Source organism: Paenibacillus vortex V453, assembly GCF_000193415.1.
In the GTDB taxonomy this organism is placed as follows: Bacteria; Bacillota; Bacilli; order Paenibacillales; family Paenibacillaceae; genus Paenibacillus_AQ; species Paenibacillus_AQ glucanolyticus.
In genome coordinates, this window is sequence record NZ_ADHJ01000017.1 from 24,909 (window position 1) to 48,328 (window position 23,420).

At 49.2% G+C, this 23,420-nt stretch carries 18 protein-coding genes and 3 pseudogenes; 17 read left to right on the forward strand and 4 right to left on the reverse strand.

Annotated features, from left to right (window positions below; translation table 11 throughout):
• Window positions 1–98: 98 nt before the first annotated feature.
• Window positions 99–290 (reverse strand): hypothetical protein, encoded by a 192-nt coding sequence (locus PVOR_RS30590; RefSeq protein WP_148247956.1) that lies wholly within the window; start codon window positions 288–290, stop codon window positions 99–101.
• Between the two features lie 177 nt (window positions 291–467).
• Between PVOR_RS30590 and hisS the strand changes: the two are divergent.
• The 4 genes and pseudogenes from hisS to PVOR_RS09080 all read left to right on the forward strand — a co-directional run bounded on the left by hisS (window position 468) and on the right by PVOR_RS09080 (window position 6,774).
• A pseudogene (gene hisS, locus PVOR_RS09065) lies at window positions 468–1,722 on the forward strand (histidine--tRNA ligase).
• A 47-nt stretch (window positions 1,723–1,769) separates the two neighbouring features.
• Entirely contained in the window at window positions 1,770–3,545 is a 1,776-nt protein-coding gene (aspS, locus tag PVOR_RS09070; RefSeq protein ID WP_006208853.1) for an aspartate--tRNA ligase, read from the forward strand.
• Window positions 3,546–3,580: 35 nt separating this feature from the next.
• A complete protein-coding gene (locus PVOR_RS09075) occupies window positions 3,581–4,336 on the forward strand; it encodes a tRNA threonylcarbamoyladenosine dehydratase (RefSeq protein WP_006208854.1) in 756 nt (251 codons plus the stop codon).
• 255 nt (window positions 4,337–4,591) lie between these two features.
• Window positions 4,592–6,774 (forward strand): annotated as a pseudogene (locus tag PVOR_RS09080) (HelD family protein).
• Window positions 6,775–6,883: 109 nt separating this feature from the next.
• Here the strand turns inward: PVOR_RS09080 and PVOR_RS32485 are convergent.
• Window positions 6,884–7,015, reverse strand: coding sequence for a hypothetical protein (locus PVOR_RS32485; RefSeq protein ID WP_255308661.1), 132 nt, complete (start codon window positions 7,013–7,015; stop codon window positions 6,884–6,886).
• A 243-nt stretch (window positions 7,016–7,258) separates the two neighbouring features.
• Between PVOR_RS32485 and PVOR_RS09090 the strand changes: the two genes are divergently transcribed.
• The 4 genes from PVOR_RS09090 to nrdG all read left to right on the forward strand — a co-directional run bounded on the left by PVOR_RS09090 (window position 7,259) and on the right by nrdG (window position 12,159).
• Entirely contained in the window at window positions 7,259–8,566 is a 1,308-nt protein-coding gene (locus PVOR_RS09090) for a replication-associated recombination protein A (RefSeq protein ID WP_006208856.1), read from the forward strand.
• Between the two features lie 55 nt (window positions 8,567–8,621).
• Window positions 8,622–9,158, forward strand: coding sequence for a PCYCGC motif-containing (lipo)protein (locus PVOR_RS09095; RefSeq protein ID WP_006208857.1), 537 nt, complete (start codon window positions 8,622–8,624; stop codon window positions 9,156–9,158).
• A gap of 272 nt (window positions 9,159–9,430) precedes the next feature.
• A complete protein-coding gene (locus PVOR_RS09100; RefSeq protein WP_006208858.1) occupies window positions 9,431–11,659 on the forward strand; it encodes an anaerobic ribonucleoside triphosphate reductase in 2,229 nt (742 codons plus the stop codon).
• The gene (nrdG, locus tag PVOR_RS09105; protein WP_006208859.1) at window positions 11,656–12,159 is read left to right on the forward strand and encodes an anaerobic ribonucleoside-triphosphate reductase activating protein; all 504 of its coding nucleotides are present in this window, start codon (window positions 11,656–11,658) and stop codon (window positions 12,157–12,159) included. The genes PVOR_RS09100 and nrdG overlap by 4 nt, the downstream gene beginning before the upstream one ends.
• A gap of 88 nt (window positions 12,160–12,247) precedes the next feature.
• Here nrdG and mnmA read toward each other — a convergent pair.
• Window positions 12,248–13,358 (reverse strand): annotated as a pseudogene (mnmA, locus tag PVOR_RS09110) (tRNA 2-thiouridine(34) synthase MnmA).
• A 302-nt stretch (window positions 13,359–13,660) separates the two neighbouring features.
• On the opposite strand from mnmA, the gene cymR reads away from it, so the two are divergent.
• Complete coding sequence (gene cymR, locus PVOR_RS09115) at window positions 13,661–14,080, forward strand: cysteine metabolism transcriptional regulator CymR (protein WP_006208860.1); 420 nt, start codon at window positions 13,661–13,663, stop codon at window positions 14,078–14,080.
• A 766-nt stretch (window positions 14,081–14,846) separates the two neighbouring features.
• Here the strand turns inward: cymR and PVOR_RS09125 are convergent.
• A complete protein-coding gene (locus PVOR_RS09125; RefSeq protein WP_006208862.1) occupies window positions 14,847–15,710 on the reverse strand; it encodes a hypothetical protein in 864 nt (287 codons plus the stop codon).
• Between the two features lie 508 nt (window positions 15,711–16,218).
• On the opposite strand from PVOR_RS09125, the gene PVOR_RS09130 reads away from it, so the two are divergent.
• The 8 genes from PVOR_RS09130 (at window position 16,219) to ruvX (ending at window position 23,417) form a co-directional block, all read left to right on the forward strand.
• Window positions 16,219–17,364, forward strand: a complete 1,146-nt coding sequence (locus PVOR_RS09130; RefSeq protein ID WP_006208863.1) for a cysteine desulfurase family protein — start codon at window positions 16,219–16,221, stop codon at window positions 17,362–17,364.
• A 141-nt stretch (window positions 17,365–17,505) separates the two neighbouring features.
• A complete protein-coding gene (locus PVOR_RS09135) occupies window positions 17,506–18,027 on the forward strand; it encodes a PRC-barrel domain-containing protein (RefSeq protein WP_006208864.1) in 522 nt (173 codons plus the stop codon).
• A gap of 11 nt (window positions 18,028–18,038) precedes the next feature.
• The gene (locus tag PVOR_RS09140; protein WP_006208865.1) at window positions 18,039–18,248 is read left to right on the forward strand and encodes a hypothetical protein; all 210 of its coding nucleotides are present in this window, start codon (window positions 18,039–18,041) and stop codon (window positions 18,246–18,248) included.
• Window positions 18,249–18,406: 158 nt separating this feature from the next.
• Window positions 18,407–19,474 carry an AI-2E family transporter gene (locus tag PVOR_RS09145; protein ID WP_006208866.1) on the forward strand — a complete coding sequence of 356 codons (1,068 nt, stop codon included), beginning with the start codon at window positions 18,407–18,409 and terminating at the stop codon, window positions 19,472–19,474.
• 210 nt (window positions 19,475–19,684) lie between these two features.
• Window positions 19,685–19,816, forward strand: a complete 132-nt coding sequence (locus tag PVOR_RS32490) for a hypothetical protein (RefSeq protein ID WP_268741784.1) — start codon at window positions 19,685–19,687, stop codon at window positions 19,814–19,816.
• A gap of 76 nt (window positions 19,817–19,892) precedes the next feature.
• On the forward strand, window positions 19,893–22,520 hold the full coding sequence (gene alaS / locus PVOR_RS09150) for an alanine--tRNA ligase (protein ID WP_006208867.1): 2,628 nt from the start codon (window positions 19,893–19,895) through the stop codon (window positions 22,518–22,520).
• 210 nt (window positions 22,521–22,730) lie between these two features.
• Entirely contained in the window at window positions 22,731–22,991 is a 261-nt protein-coding gene (locus PVOR_RS09155) for an IreB family regulatory phosphoprotein (RefSeq protein WP_006208869.1), read from the forward strand.
• A gap of 12 nt (window positions 22,992–23,003) precedes the next feature.
• Window positions 23,004–23,417: a Holliday junction resolvase RuvX gene (gene ruvX, locus PVOR_RS09160; RefSeq protein WP_006208870.1), complete on the forward strand. Its 414-nt coding sequence runs from the start codon at window positions 23,004–23,006 to the stop codon at window positions 23,415–23,417.
• The last annotated feature ends 3 nt before the right edge of the window (window positions 23,418–23,420 follow it).

Genomic DNA, 23,420 nt, shown 5'->3' on the forward strand with positions numbered 1-23,420 from the left:
GGGTAAATTCTACAAAGTTTCTTGACTTTAGTGCGGCGGTTCATTAGAATCTAAAAATATAATGTTTTGGGTATACTATATTTTATGAATAACGGATTTCATGACGGGAACAAGTACTCCATCCCCACAAGACCAGAGAAGAATCCCCTGGCTGTAAGGATTCGCTTGATGAGTGGACGAATGACCTCCCCGAGAACAGACGGCGAAGCAAGCACCGGGTAACCGGTGGGATAGACAGTAGCCGAACTGCGCGGCCGGGCGTTAAACGGATGAAGCGGATGCTTGAACACGCCCTAATGCGTGTCATATCCGGAATGTGGGTGGTACCACGGGTGATATCGTCATGAACATCTCTCGTCCCTGTTGTCTTAGGACAGCGGGGCGGGAGATTTTTTTGGTTTTATAACACAGATCAAGGCATGGACATGTTCAGTCGTGAAGATGTCAAAGGACGTGGAGGGATGAAGATGGCAAACGAGAAATTTGAAAAGCCGACTGGCACGCAGGACATACTTCCTGGAGCCGTCGAGAAATGGCAGTTTATCGAGGAGAAGGCACGGGATCTGTGCCGGAGATACAATTACCATGAAATTCGCACGCCGATGTTTGAGCAGACCGAACTGTTCAAACGCGGGGTAGGTGAAACCACCGATATCGTGGAGAAGGAAATGTACACATTCAAGGATAAAGGCGATCGCAGCATGACTCTGCGTCCTGAGGGAACAGCTGGCGTCGTTCGGGCTTATGTGCAAAACAAGCTGTACGGCGAACCTGACGTATCCAAATTGTACTACATCGGGCCGATGTTTCGTTATGAGCGGCCGCAGGCTGGCAGGTACCGTCAATTCCATCAGTTCGGGGTAGAGGTGTTCGGGACTGCGGAACCGGCCATTGACGCCGAAGTTATTGCACTCGGATACAGCTTCTACAAGGAGCTTGGGCTTAACGGAGTTAAAGCGGAGATTAACTCTGTAGGTACGCCAGAGGTTCGGGCGGCTTACCGAAACACACTTCTGGCCTTCCTGGAGCCGATGAAAGACAGCCTGTGCTCGGACTGCCAATCTCGAATGGACGCGCAACCCGCTGCGTGTGCTGGATTGCAAGAAGGATCAAGGGAAGTTCGATGATGCTCCTTCGATCCTGGATAGCCTTGATGAGGAGTGCAGCACACACTTCGAGAAAGTAAAAGGATATCTGGATGCCATGGGCATTGAGTATGAGATCAATCCAAGACTCGTTCGGGGATTGGACTACTATACGCACACCGCATTTGAATTCAAAGCACAGGGGATCGGCGCAATTGACACGGTAGGCGGAGGCGGACGGTTTAATGGACTGGTCGATCAGATCGGTGGACCGGATCAGCCGGGTATCGGGTTCGGGATTGGTCTTGAGCGGATTCTATTGATCCTGGAGCATCAAGGCGTCAACCTGTCGGCTGCGAAGCCGCTGGATGTCTACCTGTTGGCGCTGGGCGAAGCGGCTGAGCGGGAAGTGGCAAAATTGATCTACGAGCTGCGCAGCAAGGGCGTATCTGCAGAACGGGATTATCTCGGCCGCAAAATGAAAGCCCAGATGAAATCCGCTGACCGTCTGCAAGCCAGGTATGCTGCTATTTTGGGCGATGATGAACTGGCGCGCGGAGAAATCGCTCTGAAGTCGATGGAAACCGGCGAGCAGCGCATCGTGAAATTGGATAGTCTGGTTCAAGAGTTCGTTTAATCGTCGTGATTTAGCGACTTAATTATACTAAAGGGGAATGATAACCGATGAAAAGGACGCATCAATGCGGTCACCTGACAACCGCGCACATTGGAGAAAATGTAACACTGAACGGCTGGGTACAAACCCGCCGTGACTTGGGTGGAGTGCTGTTCATCGATCTTCGTGATCGCAGCGGCATTATGCAGATTGTATTCAATCCGGATTTCTCAGGCGAAGCTTTGGCAGTTGCCGACAAAGTTCGCAGCGAGTTTGTACTGGCTGTATCCGGTAAAGTCGTAAAGCGTGATCCTGAAACGTTCAACCCGAATCTGCCAACAGGCGAGATTGAGGTTCAAGTGACTAACATCGAAGTGCTGAACGCAGCAAAAACACCTCCGTTCTTCATCGAGGACGGTGTGGAGGTAGATGAGCAGCTTCGCCTGAAATACCGTTATCTGGACCTGCGTCGTCCGGAGATGCAGAAAACGCTGATGCTGCGCTCGAAAGCGTCAAAAATTTTCCGTGACTTCCTCGACGGCGAAGGCTTCGTGGATGTGGAAACACCTATTCTAACAAAGAGCACGCCGGAAGGCGCACGTGACTATCTTGTGCCAAGCCGCGTACATCCAGGCGAATTCTTTGCGCTTCCGCAATCCCCGCAAATTTACAAGCAGCTCCTCATGGTGAGCGGAATTGAGCGCTATTACCAAATTGCGCGCTGCTTCCGTGACGAAGACTTGCGGGCTGACCGTCAGCCGGAGTTCACCCAGGTCGACATTGAGACGTCCTTCCTGGAACGTGATGATCTGCTGACCATGATGGAGCAGCTGATGGTGAAGCTGTTCAAAGAAACCGCAGGTGTCGAGCTTGCAACGCCGTTCCAGCGCATTAGTCATGCTGAAGCCATGAGCAAATACGGCTCGGATAAGCCGGATCTTCGCTTCGGTCTGGAATTGATCGAAATGAACGATATCGTAACAAGCAGCGGTGTAAAAGTATTCTCTTCCGTCATCGAAAAGGGCGGCGAAGTGAAGTGTTTGAACGCTAAGGGCTGCGGTACTTGGACCCGTAAAGAGATTGACGATCTGGGACCCTATGCCGCCCGTTACGGAGCGAAGGGTCTTGCATGGATTCAAGTGAAGGAAGGCGAATTCAAAGGGCCTATCGTGAAGTTCTTCAGCGAAGAGGAGATTGAAGCCGTAAGAGAACGTACGGGAGCCGAAGATGGTGACTTGCTGCTGTTCTCCGCTGACAACAAAAAAGTGGTTGCGGATGTTCTCGGTGCACTCCGTCTGAAAATCGGACGTCAGCTTGGTTTGATTGACGATAACGAATACAAATTTGCTTGGGTGCTGGACTTCCCGCTGCTCAGCTATGACGAAGACGCGAAGCGTTATGTAGCCGAGCATCATCCGTTCACCCGTCCAAAACATGAAGATCTGGAGCTGCTAGACACGGACCCGCTTGCCGTACGCGCGGAAGCCTATGATATCGTGTTGAACGGGTATGAAGTCGGTGGCGGTTCTATGCGGATCTATCAGCGAGAGGTTCAGGAAAAAATGTTTGCCGCACTCGGATTGTCGCCGGAAGAGGCTCATGAGAAGTTCGGCTTCCTGCTGGACGCGTTTGAATACGGTACGCCTCCGCATGGCGGAATCGCCTTCGGTTTTGACCGTTTGGTCATGCTCCTTGCAGGGCGCACCAACCTGCGTGAAACGATTGCATTCCCGAAAACGGCCAGCGCAACGGATCTGTTGATGGATGCTCCTTCCCAAGTGGACGGTGGACAGCTGGAGCAGCTGCATATCAAACTTGCCAAGAAGCCGGGCGACGAGAAATAAGCCAGGTGTTCTCGATAAAGGAGGTTGCTTGAATTATGCTGCATCAGTTTTCCCGAACGGAATTAGCCATCGGCCCTGAGGGCCTTGAAGTGATGAAGAACAGTACGGTGGCTGTGCTCGGTATTGGCGGCGTGGGTTCCATCGCGGTGGAAGCCCTTGCCCGTACCGGGGTTGGCCGCATCATTCTGATCGATAAAGATGTGGTGGACATCACCAATATCAATCGTCAGATCCATGCGTTAACCACAACGGTGGGTCAGAAGAAAGCCGATCTGATGGTGGATCGGGTTAAACTGATCAATCCGGAGTGTGAAGCGATTGCGCTGAACATGTTCTACACCGAAGAGACATATGAAGAGCTGTTCAAGTATGAGCTGGATTATGTGATCGATGCTTCGGACACGATTATTTATAAAGTGCATCTGATTAAGGAGTGTCTGCGGCGCGGCATTCCGATCATCTCCAGTATGGGTGCAGCCAACAAAATGGACCCAACGAAGTTCCAGGTAGCTGATATATCCAAAACTTCCATGGACCCGATTGCCCGAATTGTGCGCACCAAGCTGCGTAAAGACGGCATCAAAAAAGGGGTCAAGGTGGTATTCTCTCTAGAGGAGCCGATGAAACCCCGTAAGGACGTTACGGAGAAGATTGTGCCCGAGAATGCACCCGAGATTCGGAAGGCGAAGCAGCCGCCGGCAAGCAATGCGTTTGTTCCTCCTGTAGCCGGTCTGATCATGGTTAGCGTAACCGTGAAAGAGCTGCTCGAAAAAGGCGGCGTATCCTTGTAAACGAGGCTTTCAGCAACAGCCGCAAAAATTTAAAAATATATAAAGACGCAGTATCCGAACAGGGGATGCTGCGTCTTTTGCTGCGATTGAAGGAATGCTTATGTAGCTGAACAAGCACTGCGTAATTCATGCGGCAGAGCTGTGCTAGTATATCCAGGCAAGTTGTGCTACAATGAAACTCCTTTTGTGTCGCGGTCAGTTATAAAGCCAGAATTCCGATGCGAAAATAATATGTTTCTTAGGAGGTAACTGAAAGTGTCAGAATCTTTTCAAAGTGCCTATCAAGAAGAAGAGTCAAGGCTAAACGAGGTTATTGTCGAGATTGACCGTCAACTTGAGCGTTTGCGCGGCATTCCCGTATACACGGGTCATGATTTTACGGAGCAGGTGCTCGAAGCAGGACGGGAAGAGAAACGGCAAGCCCTCGCCAAAAGTTTGCCGGAGCCTTACTTCGGAAGGCTGGATTTTCAAGAAAACGGAAACGGAGCGAAGAAACCGCTCTACATTGGGAAGATAGGCTTCGATAAAGCAGATGCCGGGGATCATCCGATGGTGATTGACTGGCGCGCTCCAGTCGCGAGTCTTTTTTATTCGTTTACGGGCGGTACCGATCCAGCATCATTCGAAGCACCCGAAGGAATCATCGAAGGTCTTGTGTATCTGAAACGCAACGTTGTAATCCGTAAGCAGATCCTGGAGCGGGTCTCCGACACGTACAATCGGGATAGCGGCGGACCCGCTGTATCCGATGAGTTCCTGGTCTACCGTCTCGGGGAAAACAAGGATAACCGGCTTCGGGATATCGTATCTACGATACAGGCCGAGCAGGACAAAATCATCCGGGCAGCGAAAAACACCGCCCTCATTATCCAAGGGGTTGCGGGAAGCGGCAAGACAACGGTAGCACTGCACCGACTGGCATATTTGCTCTATCAGTACAAGGAGCAGGTTACTGCGGAGAAAATGATTATTTTTGCGCCGAACCTGATGTTCCTGGATTACATATCCGATGTGCTGCCTGAGCTTGGGGTTGGCGACATTCAGCAGCGTACATTCGGCGACTGGGCTTCGGAGTTACTGGATATTCAGCTCTCCTCGGAAGATCATGCGACTAGACCGCTGAATCAATGGTTTGAGACAGAACCAGGGCAGGGAACGCCTGACATTGACGACCAAGTGTCAGCGGCCGCTACAAAGGTTCACTAAGGCTGATGGAGCTTATCCGACGCTGTGTGGAATCGTTGGAAACCGAGGCGCTCCCTGTTGACGATTTCTCCCCATGGGATGGAGCCGTTCTAAAACAGGAGACGATAGCTGAATGGTTCTACCAGGAATATAAGCCTTATCCGTTAGCGAAGCGCAAGGAACGGCTGCTGGCAAGATTACACCGCTGGGTAGAAATGGAGCTGAAGAAGTCCCCTTCGGCAGCCGTGATGAAAGAACGGAAGAAAAGGGCGGCTCAACGCGAAAAGGCTTATGGCAATCGATGGCCGAAGTTCGAGCCGGTTTCATTATATAAACAATTGTTCGGTGCGGCTAAAGCGGCCGGTACGTGGTTTGAAGAGCTGTCGGCCCTTATCCCTTCCGGCGTGCTTGCTGCAACGCGCAAAGATTTGAAGAAAAACGTGATCCGGGAAGAGGATCTCCCGGCACTGCTGTATTTCCACTGCCTGCTGAATGATATTTCCGGGGATCAGCGGTTTGACCATATCGTGATTGATGAAGCGCAGGATTTCTCTCCATTTCAGGTAGCCGTGCTGGACCTGTTCGTGAGAGGACATTCTTTCACGATATTAGGTGATTTATCGCAAGGTATCCATGCGTATCGTGGCGTTCATGCTTGGGAAGAGATGAGCTCCCTCTTCAAGGAAGAGGAGACGGCTTACTTTGCTCTGACGCGCAGCTATCGTTCCACGATGGAGATTATTGAATTTGCTAACGACATACTGGAGAAGGGGGTCAGCAGTGACCTGCTGGCTGTACCCGTATTCCGAAGCGGCGATGCCGTCCGTCTTATACCATATGATTCCAAGGACTCCAGAACAGGTGACTTAGCACGGGCGTTGGATACGCTCATCTCCAAAGAATACCGGACCGTTGCGATACTTACCCGCACCCTACGGGAAGCGAAAGATTTACATGAGCAATTAAGTGCCGATTGGCCCGACCTGAACCTGATAGATGGCAACAAAGGAACCTATCAGGGCGGCTATTCCATTCTCCCTGTGTATTTGTCCAAAGGGCTGGAGTTTGATGCCGTTGTCGTGGCGGATGCGGATGCGGCACATTATGCGGAGAAAGCTTGGGATGCCAAGCTAATGTATGTGGGCTGCACCCGGGCATTGCATGAGCTGTGGCTGCTGCATGGAGAGCCGCTGCCTTCCTATGTCATGACGGAAACGTCGGAGATTACTGTCAATGGTTGGCCTGTGGAGTAATGATGTAACATCACGGATGTTAAGGTGATCGAAATTAACAGAAAAAAAGCCTCTTTGGGGTGATACATGCATGCATCATGTGCTCATCCCGACGAGGCTTTTGCTGCGCTTATCCAAGCATTTGGTAGGAGGAACCCAACTGATCGATAAATCGAATCAAAGTCCAAACGATGAGAATAGAGAAAGCGGCAAGCAGCAGGATGATCAGAGTTATTTTCTTTCGTACAGGTTTACGGTTCATTTCATATCCTCCGGTCGTGGTTGATTCTAATCATACGTTGCTTAATCTTAAACGCTTTTAGAAAGATAAAAGTTTGACTTTTTGTCAAAGCAAGCAGTTATTCATCAGTGTTATCAGATCAACAAATTATGAAGTCATTGCCTTCCACAGGCACAGTTAAATCGAATATGATATGATAGAGCGTGACGGATTTTATTGAAACCGGCTTAGGATTGCATTGATATCAGACAAGGAAGTGTAGCAATGGATTTATTCAGTATCGGGCGTGAAGGGGACCGGGATTCCCGGCTGCTGGCCGATCGCATGCGCCCTTCGTCGCTTGATGAATATATAGGACAAGAACATATTATTGGACCGGGCAAGCTGCTTAGGCGGGCCATTGAGGCGGATCAGGTTTCTTCCATATTGCTGTATGGCCCGCCGGGTTGCGGCAAAACAACCCTCGCCCATATCATATCCCAGCAAACCAAGGGACATTTCGTTCGCCTTAATGCGGTGGAGGCGTCCGTTAAGGACGTTAGGGAAGTCATTGAGCAGGCTCAGAGCAACCGCAGTCTGTATGGGACCAAAACGATACTGTTCCTGGATGAGGTTCATCGCTTTAACAGTTCCAGGCAGGATGCGCTGCTGCCCGCCGTTGAGAACGGCACGATTATATTTATCGGTGCTACGACCGAGAACCCCTTCCATTATGTGAATGGGGCCTTGATGAGCCGATCGACCTTATTCCAGCTTCAGCCGCTGACCAAGGAGCATTCCATGATTGCAATGCAGCGTGCTCTGGCAGATCAAGACAAAGGCCTCGGATTTATGGATCTCAGAGCGGAAGAGGAAGCGCTGGATCACATTGCAACCATGGCGAACGGCGATATCCGGCGCGCGCTGAATGCGCTGGAACTGGCAGCTATGACTACACCTCCGAATGCCAGCGGTACGATCCATATTACGCTGGATGTTGCGGAGGAATCGATTCGCAGGCCCATCGTGCGTGCCGATGAGTCCACACAGTATGATGTGCTGTCAGCCTTTCATAAGAGCATTCGGGGGTCCAGTGATGCGGCACTGTTCTGGTTTTTGTACGCGGTTGAAAAGCTCGGGATGGATCCGATGGTTTTCATTCGGCGTTTGATTGCCGCCAGCAGTGAGGATATCGGCTTAGCCAACCCGCAAGCGATGGTGCAGGCGGTAAGTGCGCTGGATGCGTACCGGAATAACGGTTGGCCGGAAGCGAAACTGAATATCGCCCAGGCGATTCTGTTTGCAGTGGAGAGCCCGAAATCGGACAGCGTTGTATCCGCCATCTCCCGTGCCATGTCGGCCATGGATGAGGTGAAATCAGCAGAGGTTCCGCTTCATCTGCGTGATACACATTATCAGGGAGCCGTGAAATTGGGACATATCGGCTACAAATACCCGCATGATTATCCAGGCCATTACGTGAAGCAGGATTATTTACCGAAGGAGCTCTCCCGCAGGGTGTTTTATCAGGCGACCGAGCAGGGGAACGAATCGAAGATCGCCCACAATCAGAGACTACGACGCGAAGAATAGCGGAACGGCTGAGCAACAACCGCTGCGACCGCTAATTAATTGGAGGATAAGAGTAATGAGAACAGGGAAACAACGGTTTGTCATCCTGCTGCTGTCTGTTGGTGTATTGCTCAGCGGCTGTTCGGGAAAAAGCGTCCAGGAGCAGGTCACAAATGGGCAGGCTGCGGAAGCGGCGCATGAGCATGGGCACCAGATTCAGCTGACGAACGGGGATATTCAGGAGGCGACGGCTTCCATTGACGAGCTGCCTGATTTTTTGAAGAATCAGACCAGCGAACTTCAAACGATTTATGCGCTGTCTGCACAAGTGAGTGATGTGCTGAAATATATTCCTTGCTATTGCGGGTGCGGGGAAAGTGCCGGTCATGAGAGTAACTTGAACTGTTTTATCGATGAGATTCAAGAGGATGGGACCGTGGTATGGGATGATCATGGTACCCGCTGCGGAGTGTGCCTGGACATCGCCGTAGAATCTGCAAAAATGAGCAGCGAGGGCATGAGTTTGACGGATATCCGGACTGCCATCGACGAGAAATACAGCACCGGTTATGCCAAACCGACGCCAACTCCAATGCCGCCAGCTGCAAGCTGATCGGTTACTGGAATGAAAGGAATGAAAATTCAGAAGATGCCGCTTGCGATTCATGAATCGTAGGTGGCATCTTTTTCGTTCGCCGGATTTACTTCGGCAAGCTGGCTGCTTGGGCGGTCTTCTTTCTCATTTGTCATTTTCCCTACATGACTCTCTCCTGAACCGTGATCTATATCACAGCGCCAAACTATATATAGATGTAAATTTGTTTAACGAAACTATATATAGTGTGATAGTGATCTTGATCTATCTATAAGGAGTTGACCGAATTCATGAAAGTCATGAAGAGAGACGGATGCCTGGTGAATTTTGAGATGAGCCGGATTGTGAAGGCGGTGGATAAAGCATTTATAGCGGTAGAGGGTGCTTCCCGGGAGCAAGCTGCGTTAGAGATTGGCGTTCGGGCAGCCCATATAGCGGCGGGAATGGATCAGGTGACGGTGGAGGAGATTCAGGACATCGTGGTTGAACATTTGCAGAGCAGCGGTTATACAGAGGTAGCCGCGGCCTATCAGCAATACAGGGAAATCCGTGACCTGGAGCGGGTTCGCCGGGGGGAGCTGTACAAAATCAGCAGGGATGTGATTGGGGTAGCCAATCTCGATCTGCTGCGGGAGAATGCAAATCTGAACGGGGATTCCTTCAGCGGAAAAATGAGCCGTATCGGCTCCGAATATGCCAAGTGGATGGCAAGTCATTTCGTTCTCCCGGCGGAGCTTATGAGAGCTGTCAAGGACGGTTATGTATATGTGCATGATCTGGATCAGTATGCGCTCGGAACGACGAACTGTATATTCATCCCATTCAATCGTCTTTTGGAGCGGGGCTTTAATACCGGAAACGGATCCGTCCGGCCGCCGCAGAGTATTATGACGGCAATGGCGCTGGTAGCCATTATTTTTCAATCCCAGCAAAACAGTCAGTTCGGCGGTGTTTCGGGCAGTAAAATCGATTGGGATCTGGCACCGTATGTCGGTAAATCCTTTCGCCGGCATTTTCGCAAGGGTGTGGCCTATCCGGAGGAGGCAGCACAGAGAACATCGACGGCAGGTATTCTTCCGGACACTGAATTATACATAGACAATGAGCAGCTGAAGGAAACATACCCTCGAACTTACCGATACGCCTACAATGAGACGGTGAATGAAGTGAAGCAGGCTGCGGAATCCTTGATCCATAATTTGAATACGATGAGCAGCCGGGCAGGCGGTCAGATTCCCTTCACTTCGCTGAACTACGGCATGTGTACGTCCACCGAAGGACGTCTGGTGTCCCATGCCCTGCTTGACGCCACGATGAGGGGACTTGGCGGGGGAGAGACGCCGATTTTTCCACAGCATATATTTCAGTGCAAGCAAGGGGTCAATCAAAGGGAAGGAGATCCCAATTATGACCTGTTCCTGAAAGCTGTAGAATGCTCCAGCCGCAGGCTGTACCCGAATTTTGTCAATGTGGACGCATCGTTTAACCTTGCCTACTACAGCCCGGACGATCCGGATACAATCATTGCCACCATGGGGTGCCGAACAAGGACGATTGCAGACCGTTTTGGGCGAAATCGCCTGAGTGGAAAAGGCAATTTGTCCTTCAACACCATTAATCTGGTCAGGCTTGGCATTGAGCATGGAATACTCGAAGGGAAGCGGGACTTACCGGATCTGACCCACTTCTTCAAGCAGCTGGATCATTATATGGCCATTGCGGTGGAGGGGCTGATTCATCGTTATGAGCTGCAAGCGGATCAACCGGCTAAAGCATCTGATTTTATGATGCGGGAAGGCGTGTGGGAAGGCGGCGAAGTGTTGTCACCGGAGGACAAGGTGCGGGATTTGATCAAACACGGCACCCTTGCGCTTGGATTTATCGGGCTGGCTGAATGCCTGAAGGCGTTAACCGGACAGCATCACGGGGAGGATGAGACCAGCCACCGGCTGGGGTTTGAGATCATAAGGCATATGCGGCAGTTTTGCGATGAGGCCAGTGAAAGATACAATCTGAACATCTCCTTGTTTGCAACACCGGCAGAGGGGTTATCCGGAAAATTTACGAAGCTGGATCGCCATACCTTCGGCGTGATCAAGGGGGTAACCGATCGCGAGTATTACACCAATTCCTTTCATATTCCGGTTTACCATCCGATGGCGGCCTATCGAAAAATCCGCTCGGAAGCACCCTTTCACGAGCTCTGTAATGCAGGAGCCATTTCGTATGTAGAGCTGGATGGGAATGCGAGACAGAATACGGCTGCTTTTCGGGAGATTGTGCAGTTTGCCTTGCAGCAGAATATCGGGTATTTCTCTGTTAATCACCCTGTCGATCGGTGCCCCGCATGCAATTATGAGGGGATTATCGGGAGCGCTTGCCCCGGGTGTGGTGCTTCGGAAGCAGATGGGAACTTCCAGCGGCTGCGCAGGGTGACGGGGTATTTAACCGGCAATTATACCGAGCGCTTCAATTCCGCCAAGCAGGCTGAGGTCAGGGACCGGGTGAAACATCTGTGAATGTGTGCGGATATTTGCCTGAGAGCATCAATGAAGGAGCCGGGCTTCGGGCCGTTCTTTTTGTCAGCGGGTGCCGTCATGCCTGCGAAGGATGTTTTAATGCGGCTTCCTGGGATTTTGAAGCAGGGGAACCGTTTACAGAAGCGATGTCCATGAGAATACTCCAAGAAGTGTTGGATAATCCATTGCTGGATGGCTTGACCTTATGTGGCGGGGATCCGTTCTTCTCTCCGGAGGAATGCAGTGCATTTCTGCACAGCTTCAGGAAGCTGTGTCCCGGGAAAAATGTATGGGCTTATACGGGATTCACCTTTGAAGCATTGATGAGGCAGCCGAAGCGGCGTGAATTGGCTTTGCTATGCGACGTGATCGTGGATGGCAAATTTCAAATGGAGCTGAGAGATGTCTCCCTTCCTTTCAGAGGCAGCTCGAATCAGCGATTAATTGATGTAGCGGCCAGCGTGGAGCATGGAGACGTTGTGGAATGGGTTCTCCGATAATATTTCTTCTTATATAAAAAGAGCACACACTTCTCGGAACGGAAACCTTCCGGGTGAAGTGTGTGCTCTTCAAGTTTAAACCAGCCGATCAATAGGGCACTTTATCCGCTGTTTCGATCGTTCCACCGCCGATGCACTCATCCCCTTGATAGAAGACGACGGCTTGTCCAGGCGTGATTGCCTTTTGCGGCTTGGCAAAAGCAACATGAACGGTTCCATCTTCGCGCGGGGTTATGGTTACTTCCTGATCGGGCTGACGGTAACGGAATTTGGCTGTGCAGGTGTAGGCGTCTTTGGGCATAGCGTCTTGACCTGCAATCCAGTTGATTCCGGAGGCAGCGAGTCCGGTTGAATACAAACTCGGATGATCGCCTTGAACTACGTAAAGAATATTGTTAGTCAAATCCTTATCGGCAACAAACCATGGCTCTCCGTTGCCGGAACCGCCGATTCCCAGACCCTGGCGTTGTCCCAGCGTGTAATACATCAAACCGTCATGACGGCCCTTCACTTCGCCGGTTACAATGTCTACCATATCCCCGGACTGAGCGGGGAGGTATTGTCCAAGAAACTCTTTGAAATTCCGTTCTCCGATGAAGCAGACGCCGGTGCTGTCTTTTTTCTTGGCGGTATACAGTCCTGCTTCCTCTGCGAGACGGCGAACTTCCGGCTTAGGCAGATGCCCGATGGGGAACATCGCTCTGGAGAGCTGCTCCTGGCTCAGTGCATTGAGGAAATAGGTTTGATCCTTGTTGCTGTCGACACCACGCAGCAAACGGTATTGTCCGTTTTCTTCGATGACACGGGCATAATGGCCGGTGGCCACATAATCGGCTCCCAGATCCATTGCCTTGTTCAGAAATTCACCGAATTTGATTTCACGGTTGCACATGACATCGGGGTTCGGTGTTCTCCCGGCTTTATATTCATCAAGTAAAATAGGAAAATACTTTATCAAAGTATTCCTTCTCGAAATTGACGGTATAGTAGGGAATGTCGAGCTGCTCGCACACGCGGCGCACGTCTTCAGCGTCCGCTTCGGCTGTGCAGTAGCCAAGCTCATCGGTGTCATCCCAGTTTTTCATAAAGATGCCGATCACTTCATAGCCCTGCTGCTTGAGCAGGAGCGCTGTTACGGAGGAGTCGACTCCTCCTGACATGCCGACAACGATACGAGTGTTATGATTTTCATTTGCCATCGTTATCACCATTTTCATATTGAATTATGCCCATGGACGTATTTTAACATATTGGAACAAGGTTCACACGCTTCATTTTGTCCACTCAGGGTGAACATTTTTTGGTTTTCCAGCTGGAATATTACCCATTGAGGTTCAGGATATGTTACCATAAGCTGAGGGTAATGATCGGAATACGGAGAAAAACACAGAATTCGGTGTATCCTTCGCTGTGCGAGCCGTATGATCGCTTCACCCAACCACCTACAATTTATGTACAGGATGAACACAATATACAAATTACCGAAAGAGGTGTCACCCCCTTGAAGATATCAACTAAAGGAAGATACGGATTAACGATTATGATGGAGCTGGCTGCCAAGTTTGGCGAAGGCCCAACCTCACTGAAGAGCATTGCCGAGAAGAACCAGCTATCAGAGCATTACCTGGAGCAATTGATTGCACCGCTTCGGAATGCGGGTTTGGTCAAAAGCATTCGCGGCGCGTACGGAGGATATATCCTTTCTCGCGACCCGGCTACCATCACGGCGGGTGATGTGATTCGCGTGCTGGAAGGCCCGATATCCCCTGTGGATTTTACGGAAGAGGACGATCCGGCGAAGCGGGATCTATGGCTGCGCATCCGCGACAGCATTGCTGAAGTTCTGGATTCCACAACTCTGGATTACCTGATCAACTATCATGAACAGTCTGCTGCAGACAATTACATGTTTTACATTTGACAGGGATTTGAAATCCCGACTATTCAAAGGGATTGAGAGTTATTGAGGAAAAGCGTTACCCACAAGTTACCCACAACACTTAGTTTTTAAGGCCCATTCAAAATCATCTGCAATTTTTAACTGACGATTTTGGGTGACATGTAGATAGATAAGTGTTAAGAATCCCTTTACGCAGGAGTAGCGGTATCTTCCTCAGGTCCTGCCCTTTGTATTGCAGGATATCGAATACCACATAAGCACATAAAAAATATAGTACTTTGTTGTTGGTCTTTATTTTTTATGATTCATTTTTCACGAAAATTCTAGTAAGTATTATACCACTCAGTATTCCGAATATTATATTAACGTGTAATTTCATAAAGATGTTTGTGAAAAATGAGGGTTCAATATCTATAAAGAATGCGGGGAGCATTGCTAAAAATAATGAGACTAGAAAAGGAAATATTAATGAATAGTGTATGCTTATTTTCTTTTTTACAAGCTTAATGACATTTGACCAATCGAAAACAATACCTAGACAAAGACTGAGCAAAATAATTTTCAAACGCTCCATATTTGCTGCAGGGGACAGCTCATTAATATATTTGTTCATGGATACGTAGGAATGATCAATAGCGAGTAAAATAAAAAACATTACTACTCCGACAACAAGGAATGTGATGATTTTCCTCAATTTTATTTAACCCCTCCTTACGAATGAAATAAAAAAGCACCTCGGAAATCATTGTATGATTTCCGAGGAAAAGAGTTCATGAAGGTTGATATCTTAGTTGGTTGAATATATTCCTAACTTATTTTGCTTAAATACCTCATCTTGGACTTTATTCCATTCATCAGCTTTACCCGACCAGATTTCTCTACCTGACTCATCGTTTACTGTTACTTTTGGATTGATCGGTTTGGCTTGTCCTGATTCAATCGCTAAATCTAATTGTTTTCGTTCTTCTTTAATGTTCAATAATTCAGCATCTGGAAGATCGTTAGCATTGTTTTTTTCTGCTGAGAGTCTGCTACCAGTTTCCAGATACATACTTGATTTGCTCCCGATTTGTGCGTCCATTGCAAACAAGCCTGAGGCCGTCCATCCATTTAGAAATGTCCAATTCTCATTTCCATGAGCAAGCATTAGATTGCTGATTGAAGTATTTGATGTCCCCGTCCAGTTATAATCTACCCAAGCGTTTACACTTTGACCAGGGTTTATGAAATCACCGGTGTTATTATCTCCAAAAGTATACCGGTAAGTACTGGTAGTTCCACTAACAGAAATATTTACACTCCATGTTGATGCATCTGAATCATTTCCGCTAGAAGCGTACATGTTTTTAAACTGCAAATGAGTGTTTGGAAGTCCTATCCAGTGACTAGGGACAATCCCTCCACGACTTGTGTTCTCCATTGTGAAAAGTGTTGAAATAGTTTTTCCATTGCTTAAACCAACAGTGGGGGATAACAAAAATTGTGTTGTAGCATCGCCTCCCGAGCCACTTGCTCTGTACACATCAGTAGAGCTATTGTAGATAATTGAAACTGTTGAATCTGGATACGTAGTTGATGCGGAGGTGGCTATTGGGAACGAGAGACACATTACCATGGCAAGGGTAGTGATAATTGACTTCTTTTTCTTCAATGTAATTCCTCCTTATCTATAAGTTGCATAAACTTTACTAAATATTCCTTATACTCATCAAAGAGGATGAAGAGAAATAAGCTCTTATATCCGCTGAATAACTAGATTAGACTTTGAATAACTCCAAATAACTGGAAATTCAATTATTCACCAAGTTAACAGGTATTGTCGTACTGATCCACACGTTTAGTCGAGAAATCAAGTTGTCCATGCCTGAGGGAGAATGGCATTGGATTAAGATCGACGAGATTGTTTCGGCAAATTGATCAAAAAGAAATCGAAAAAAAAGGACTCCAGTTCTTAGCGGCGGAGTCCTTTTTCATTGCACTTCAATAAATATTAGTACCCACACCTCAACCACAAAAAGCTTGTAGGTTGTTGTTTGTCTTTATAGATTGTACTATTATAGAAGACACTAAAATCTTGAATCTGAAAGGGTTGTTGTAGAATGAACTTTAGTCTTGTAGATCCTGTCAGATATATGTTCTACATTTAAGGGTGACCTATTATGAAATCAATATATCTGGATCATGCCGCATCAACTCCGGTGCACCCGGAAGTTGCCCAGCGGATGATGAATGTGATGACAGGCCAATACGGCAACGCTTCAAGCGTCCATGCCTTTGGACGAGAAGCGAAGAAGATTATAAGCGGGGCGCGTGATCAAATCGCGGCCCTTTTAGGATGCCAGTCGGACGAGCTGGTGTTTACCGCAGGCGGAACCGAAAGCGATAATCTGGCTATTTTGGGAATGCTGGAATCGCTCGGAACGAAGGGCAAACACGTCATTACGTCAGCGATCGAGCACCATGCAGTGCTTCATACATGCCATGAGCTGGAACGGCAGGGCTGTGAGGTGACCTATGTCCCTGTAGACAGTACAGGACGTGTGTCCGTGGAGGACATTGTCGGCGCGATCAAGGACAACACGGTGCTTGTGACGATTATGTACGGTAATAATGAAGTAGGCACTGTTCAACCGATTGCTGAGATCGGCGAGGTATGCCGCAGCCGGGGAATTGTGTTCCACAGTGATGCTGTGCAAGCTCTGGGCTCAGAGGCAATCTCATGCCGCGACCTGCCGGTGGATATGTGGAGCTTCTCCGCTCACAAAATCAACGGACCGCAGGGCGTTGGGGCTTTGGTTGTCCGCAGAGGAATCAGTGTAACCCCACGCCTGTTCGGAGGGCTGCAGGAGAAGAAACGTCGTGCCGGAACCGAGAATATGGCTGGAATAGCCGGTTTTGCAGCGGCTGTGGAATTGGCCGTGAGAAACATGGAGCAGCGTATTCAGCATTACAGCGGGCTGAGATCAACCCTGCTTCAGGGTCTTCGTCAGGAGATTGGCGAGGATTCTTTTGTGATCAACGGAAACCTGGATCATTACCTACCTCACATCCTAAATATCAGCTTTTCTGGTTCCAACACGGAGTCTATGCTGATGAACCTCGATATGGAAGGGATTGCGGCAGCAAGCGGCTCAGCCTGCACGTCGGGATCTCTGGAAGTATCCCATGTACTCCAATCCATGAAACTTTCTGACCCTGTTTTGCGCTCTGCGATTCGTTTTAGTTTCGGTTTGGGTAATACTACTCAAGAAATGGAGTACACTGCCCAAAAAATTGGAACCATCCTTAATCGGTTACGTAAATAGATGTTAAGGGATTTCTTCTTCTAAGGAAAAGGGGGTATGCGTTCGTCCATTTCATCCTTTGAGATTGGCCGTTAGTCGGATGTCGTTTTGACCGGCGGTTGATTTTAAACCCATGGAGGATGAGGAGGTGTCCACCGTATTATGAAACTTCAAGAAATGATTGGACTGGCTGTATTCGACGTGGAGAACGGTAAGGAAATCGGCAAAATCCACGATTTTATACTAGATGAGAACTGGTTGATCACCGGATTGGAACTGGACGGCAAGGCTTTGTTTTCCACTCATGTGAAAAGCGTCTCATGGGAAGATATTGTAGCCTATGGGGAAGATGCCGTCATGATTCGCAACCAGGAGGCTGTCCGAAAGCTGGGCGCCAATGATATACCGCTTACGTACCTGTTGGGCAAGCGCAAACTGAAAGAGATGCAGGTCTTGACCGAGGATGGAATCCTGCTTGGACGTATATCGGATGTTTATTTTGAGCAGGAACAGGGCAATACAATACTAGGGTTAGAAATATCTGATGGATTTGTATCGGATTTGATCGAAGGTCGCAAATGGCTGCCTTGCACAGCGGAAATGGCTATCGGCGAGAGTGCCGTCATGGTACCCCCGATGAGCGAACAGCGTCTGGAAAAAGCCATTAATTCTGTGAACGGATAGGGTGAGGTAGGATGAAATGTCCAAACTGTAGTTCCAAAGATATCGGAAAGATTGGCTCCCACCAGTTTTATTGCTGGGGTTGCTTTATCGAATTGACAGTCAACGGAGAGAAAATGTCAGTATACCAAGTAGAAGAGGACGGCACGCTCAGCTCGCTGGATGACCTGTTCTTCGGCGATGAAATGCAGCCGGATTTCCCTCAAATACACGCGTCCTCTTAAAGTGCGCGTACATATTACAAGATAAACGACTCCTTGCCAAAGGCCGATGCGGCTGTATAGCAGGAGTCTTTTTTCATGTCCGCTGCTGGAAATCTTAGTTTATTTCTGGAAGCTTGTACATATACTACAGGATAGCTTGCGAAAAAGGAGGGTACCCTGTGGAACAGCTGACGGAGAGCAAGTGGTTTCGATTATTGGTATGGTTGATGCTTGGATTGATCTCTCTTTACTTTGTCTGGCTGCTGCGTCCGCTGTTTCTGGATGTCTATCGATTTCTCAAGGCTGTTCTGGCACCATTTCTGGTTGCCATGATCATATCTTATGTGCTCAATCCGGTTGTATGCATGCTCTCCGACCGCAAAGTTCCCCGCAGCATGGCCGTGCTGATCATTTATGCCGTCTTTCTGACCTCGCTCGCGGTCATTCTGATTAATATGATTCCGATGCTGATTCGGCAGCTGGAAGAGCTTAATGAGCATCTGCCCGAATTAACAATGAATGCTCAAAGTCTCATGACCAATCTGGATAGCAGGCTGCTGCCGCCTGGGGTTCGCACGGGGATGAACAGCTGGTTCTTTCAGATGGAATCGAGGCTCGCTGGCGGCATCACGGCTTTTATGGACAATATCGGCAACACCATCAACATCCTGTTTAATGTATTGATTGTTCCGTTCCTGATCTTTTACATATTAAAAGATTTTGAGGTGTTCCAGCGAACCGCCGTATCGTATCTGCCCCGGAGTCATCGCAAATCAATTGTCATGCTGCTTAAGGAGATCGACACGGCGCTTGGGAATTATGTCCGCGGGCAGTTTCTGGTGTGCTTGATCATCGGCGTTCTGGCTTACGTGGGGTATATTATCGTGGGCATGCCTTACGCACTGCTGCTGGCCAGCATCGTGGCGGTGTTCAACATCATTCCGTATTTAGGCCCTTTTCTCGGCGCGGCTCCTGCGCTTGTGATGGCATCCACCATTTCATGGAAGATGGTGCTGCTTGTGGTGGTTGTGAATATGATCTGTCAGACGCTGGAGAGCAACGTCATTTCACCCCAAGTGGTGGGAAAAAAGCTGCATATGCATCCACTGTTGATCATTTTTGCCCTGTTAGTCGGGGGGCAGTTGGCAGGAACAGTGGGCTTGATTTTGGCTGTGCCCGTTTTTGCTGTCATCAAAGTGCTGCTGCAGCATTTTTTTGCCTATTATGTAAGAAGGAAATCAGGCTGATTGCTCCATTTCAGACTTGCCATGCTCCTGCATTGACAGATAGATTCACCCTAGATATACTTGAAATGTTAGATCCATAACCGTACAAATCGATGAGAAAATCAAGTAGGCTTAGAGTACCTTGCTCAGAGAACAGGTTCCTTACGGGCAATCATCCGTCTGGCTGCGAGAACCTGGAAGTGTCCCAAGCTGAACAGCTAATTTTTGAGTGTGAGTCAAATTCACCGGCTGGCCCCCGTTATCAAGCTGCAACAAGGCGATCGTCACGTGCTTCTCCAGGGAAACAGTCTGGAGCTGAAATGGGCGATAACCAGGGTGGTACCGCGAGAACATCGTCCCTGAATTATTTCAGGGGCGTTTTTTGTGTTTGGATGCAAGTCAATCCGATCCCTATATTACGACTGGAGGATGTGTAGAGATGAAAGCTAGTGAAATCCGTTCCAAATGGCTGGAGTTTTTTGCTGAGAAAGGCCACAATATTGAACCGAGTGCATCGCTTGTACCGCATAATGACCCGTCCCTGCTCTGGATTAATGCAGGTATGGCTCCACTCAAGCCTTACTTTGACGGGCGCGTGAAGCCTGAGAATCCGAGAATTGCAAACTCGCAAAAATGTATTCGTACCAACGATATTGAGAATGTCGGCAAGACGCGCCGTCACCATACGTTTTTTGAAATGCTGGGCAACTTCTCCATCGGAGACTACTTTAAAGAAGAAGTTATCACGTGGGCCTGGGAATTTTTGACCGACAAGAAGTGGATCGGATTCGATCCCGAGAAGCTGTCTGTCACCGTTTATCCCGAAGACGAAGAAGCATTTAAATTGTGGAATGAAAAAATAGGTCTGCCGGAGAGCCGCATCATTAAGCTGCAGGATAACTTTTGGGAGATTGGCGAAGGTCCTTGCGGCCCTTGTACCGAAATTTTCTATGACCGTGGCGAAGAATACGGCAAGGGCACTCCGGAATCGGAGATGTTTCCTGGCGGAGAGAATGAACGCTGGCTTGAAGTGTGGAACCTGGTATTCACCCAGTTCAACCTGAACAAGGACGGCAGTTATACGCCGCTTCCCAACAAGAATATTGATACGGGCGCCGGTCTGGAGCGCTTTGCATCCATTCTGCAAAATGTAGACTCCAACTTCGACACCGATTTGTTCCAGCCTATTATTCAGAGAACGGCGGAACTGGCTGGCGTGAAATATAATGATTCTCCTGAGTATGATGTGGCGCTGAAGGTTATTGCGGACCATATTCGCACGGTTGTGTTTGCCGTAGGTGATGGCGTGTTGCCTTCGAATGAAGGACGCGGTTACGTGATCCGCCGTTTGCTCCGTCGTGCGGTGCGTTATGGCAAGGTGCTGGGGCTGGACAAACCGTTCATGTACACCTTGACTGAAACCGTGGGCGATATTATGGGAGTGTACTACCCGGAGGTCGTGGAGAAGCGGGCATTCATTGAGAAGGTGGTTGCGACGGAAGAGGAACAGTTCCACAAAACGCTTTCGGATGGGCTCGGCATCTTGGCGGAGGTCAGCGCTGAAGCCAAGAAGCAGGGAAAATCGGTGATCAGCGGCAGCGACGCATTCAAATTGTATGATACCTATGGCTTCCCGTTTGATTTGACGGAAGATTATGCTTCTGAGAACGGTTTGACCGTAGACCGCGAAGGCTTTGACGCTGCGATGGAGGAACAGCGCGATCGTGCGCGTGCAGCCCGTCATGAGACGGAAAGCATGAAGATACAAGGCGGCGTTCTTTCCGATTATACGGTTAAAAGTGAATTTGTTGGATATAATGACACCGTTCGCGAGGCGAAAGTACTCGCCATCGTGTCCGATGACAGTTTTGCCGACAGCGTGAGCGAAGGCCAGACCTGTCAAGTCATTCTGGATGCTACGCCGTTCTATGCCGAAAGCGGCGGTCAGGTGAGCGATCAGGGTGTTTTGGAGGGCGGATCTGTCCGTGCCCGAGTCGAAGGTCTCTTCAAGGCTCCTCATGGACAGCATGTACACTTTGTAACTGTAGAACTCGGCGAGCTTAAAGTGGGCGATACCGTGACAGCACAGGTGAATGCCTCCATGCGCAATGATATCGTCAAGAACCATACGGCGACTCACCTTCTGCACAAAGCGTTAAAAGAAGTGTTGGGCGATCATGTGAACCAGGCAGGTTCCCTGGTTGAGCCGCAGCGTCTGCGTTTTGACTTCTCCCATTTTGGCAGCATCACGCAAGAGGAGCTTGGCGATATTGAGCGCCGGGTTAATGAGCAGGTATGGAAGAGCATCCCGGTTGTCATCGAACGCAAGGGCATTGACGAAGCAAAAGCAATGGGCGCCATGGCTTTGTTCGGAGAGAAGTACGGCGACATCGTCCGAGTGGTTCAAGTCGGCGATTACAGCATCGAGCTTTGCGGCGGATGTCATGTGGGGAATACGTCCCAGATCGGAATCTTTAAGCTGCTGGGCGAGAGCGGGATCGGATCGGGCGTACGCCGGATTGAGGCGGTAACGGGCCGCTATGCTTACGAGCATCTGGAGGAACAGTTGGATCTGCTCAAACAAGCCGCCGGCCTGCTGAAGAGCAATCTTACGGATGTGCCGAAGCGGATTGAGGGCCTGAATCAACAAGTGAAGGATCTTGCCCGCGAGAACGAGTCCCTGCAAGGCAAGTTGGGAGCCATTGAGGCCAGCCAATTGACCGATAAAGTGAAGCAGGTTGGAAATACGCCTCTGCTTGCTGTGGAAGTACAGGCAGGCAGCATGGACGGACTTCGGGGTATCGCCGACGAATTGAAAGGCAAATTGCCGGATGCCATTCTGGTACTCGGTTCCAAGGCAGACGACAAGGTGAATTTTGTTGTAGCTGTTCCGCAGGATCTGGTGAAAAAGGGCTACCATGCAGGCAAGCTCGTTAAGGAAGTGGCTTCGGTATGCGGCGGTGGCGGTGGCGGCCGTCCGGATATGGCGCAAGCCGGAGGCAAGGATGCTTCCAAGCTTGCCCAAGCGCTGCAGCACGCAGAGGAACTTGTGGCCAAGGGCGTATAACCTTTCTTGTCCAGATTGTGTACAGCAAACCGGAATCAATATTTTTGCTGTACACAATCCTGAATTTTTTGGAACACTTCCTAAATATTTCGCTTTGGATTTCCGTAGAGACTTAGGGTTATGTTATGATATAACTAGATCAAGCTGGTAAATATTTATTCGACGAAGCATGGTAAATCATGTTCTTTGAAGAAGCGAGGTGTGTCACACATGGACTCCATGGATAAGACAGTCAAGTTCAATGTAAAAGGTGATGAGAAGGAGGCTTCCGCCCAGGACATTCTACTTTCGGTATATGATTCGCTGGTAGAGAAGGAGTACAATCCGATTAACCAAATCGTAGGGTATCTTTTGTCCGGGGATCCAGCTTATATACCTCGGCACAATAATGCCAGAAGTTTGATCCGGAAGAAAGAGCGAGATGAATTGATTGAAGAACTGGTCCGGTTCTATTTAGCCAGTCACCGTTAGGAGTACACAGGGATGAAGAAAATCATGGGATTAGATTACGGGGACCGCAGAATCGGTGTTGCCATAAGCGATGTGTTCGGATGGACGGCCCAAGGGGTTGAAGTTATCGAACGCCGCCGTGATGAAGGTGAGCTGGTCAGGATTGCCACACTCGTCAAAGAGAACGAGGTCGGTGAGGTTGTAGTCGGCTTGCCTAAAAATATGAATGGCACGATTGGTCCACGGGGCGAAATCTGCATGGAATTCGCAAATACATTGCGAGAGTCCCTATCCTTGCCCGTTCACCTTTGGGATGAACGGCTATCAACAGTATCCGCTGAAAGGACATTGCTTGAAGCCGATGTCAGCCGAAAGAAGCGAAAACAGGTTGTAGATAAGATGGCGGCAAGCTTGATTTTGCAAAACTACTTGGATTCTAAAAGGTAAAGG

Coding starts and splice junctions, on each gene's coding strand:
- PVOR_RS09100 (WP_006208858.1), top strand. CDS start 9,431: ATGAAAGTCATGAAGAGAGACGGATGCCTGGTGAATTTTGAGATGAGC.
- PVOR_RS09140 (WP_006208865.1), top strand. CDS start 18,039: ATGAAATGTCCAAACTGTAGTTCCAAAGATATCGGAAAGATTGGCTCC.
- PVOR_RS32485 (WP_255308661.1), bottom strand. CDS start 7,015: ATGAACCGTAAACCTGTACGAAAGAAAATAACTCTGATCATCCTGCTG.
- PVOR_RS09095 (WP_006208857.1), top strand. CDS start 8,622: ATGAGAACAGGGAAACAACGGTTTGTCATCCTGCTGCTGTCTGTTGGT.
- PVOR_RS09090 (WP_006208856.1), top strand. CDS start 7,259: ATGGATTTATTCAGTATCGGGCGTGAAGGGGACCGGGATTCCCGGCTG.
- PVOR_RS09075 (WP_006208854.1), top strand. CDS start 3,581: ATGCTGCATCAGTTTTCCCGAACGGAATTAGCCATCGGCCCTGAGGGC.
- aspS (WP_006208853.1), top strand. CDS start 1,770: ATGAAAAGGACGCATCAATGCGGTCACCTGACAACCGCGCACATTGGA.
- PVOR_RS09130 (WP_006208863.1), top strand. CDS start 16,219: ATGAAATCAATATATCTGGATCATGCCGCATCAACTCCGGTGCACCCG.
- alaS (WP_006208867.1), top strand. CDS start 19,893: ATGAAAGCTAGTGAAATCCGTTCCAAATGGCTGGAGTTTTTTGCTGAG.
- PVOR_RS09155 (WP_006208869.1), top strand. CDS start 22,731: ATGGACTCCATGGATAAGACAGTCAAGTTCAATGTAAAAGGTGATGAG.
- PVOR_RS09135 (WP_006208864.1), top strand. CDS start 17,506: ATGAAACTTCAAGAAATGATTGGACTGGCTGTATTCGACGTGGAGAAC.
- ruvX (WP_006208870.1), top strand. CDS start 23,004: ATGAAGAAAATCATGGGATTAGATTACGGGGACCGCAGAATCGGTGTT.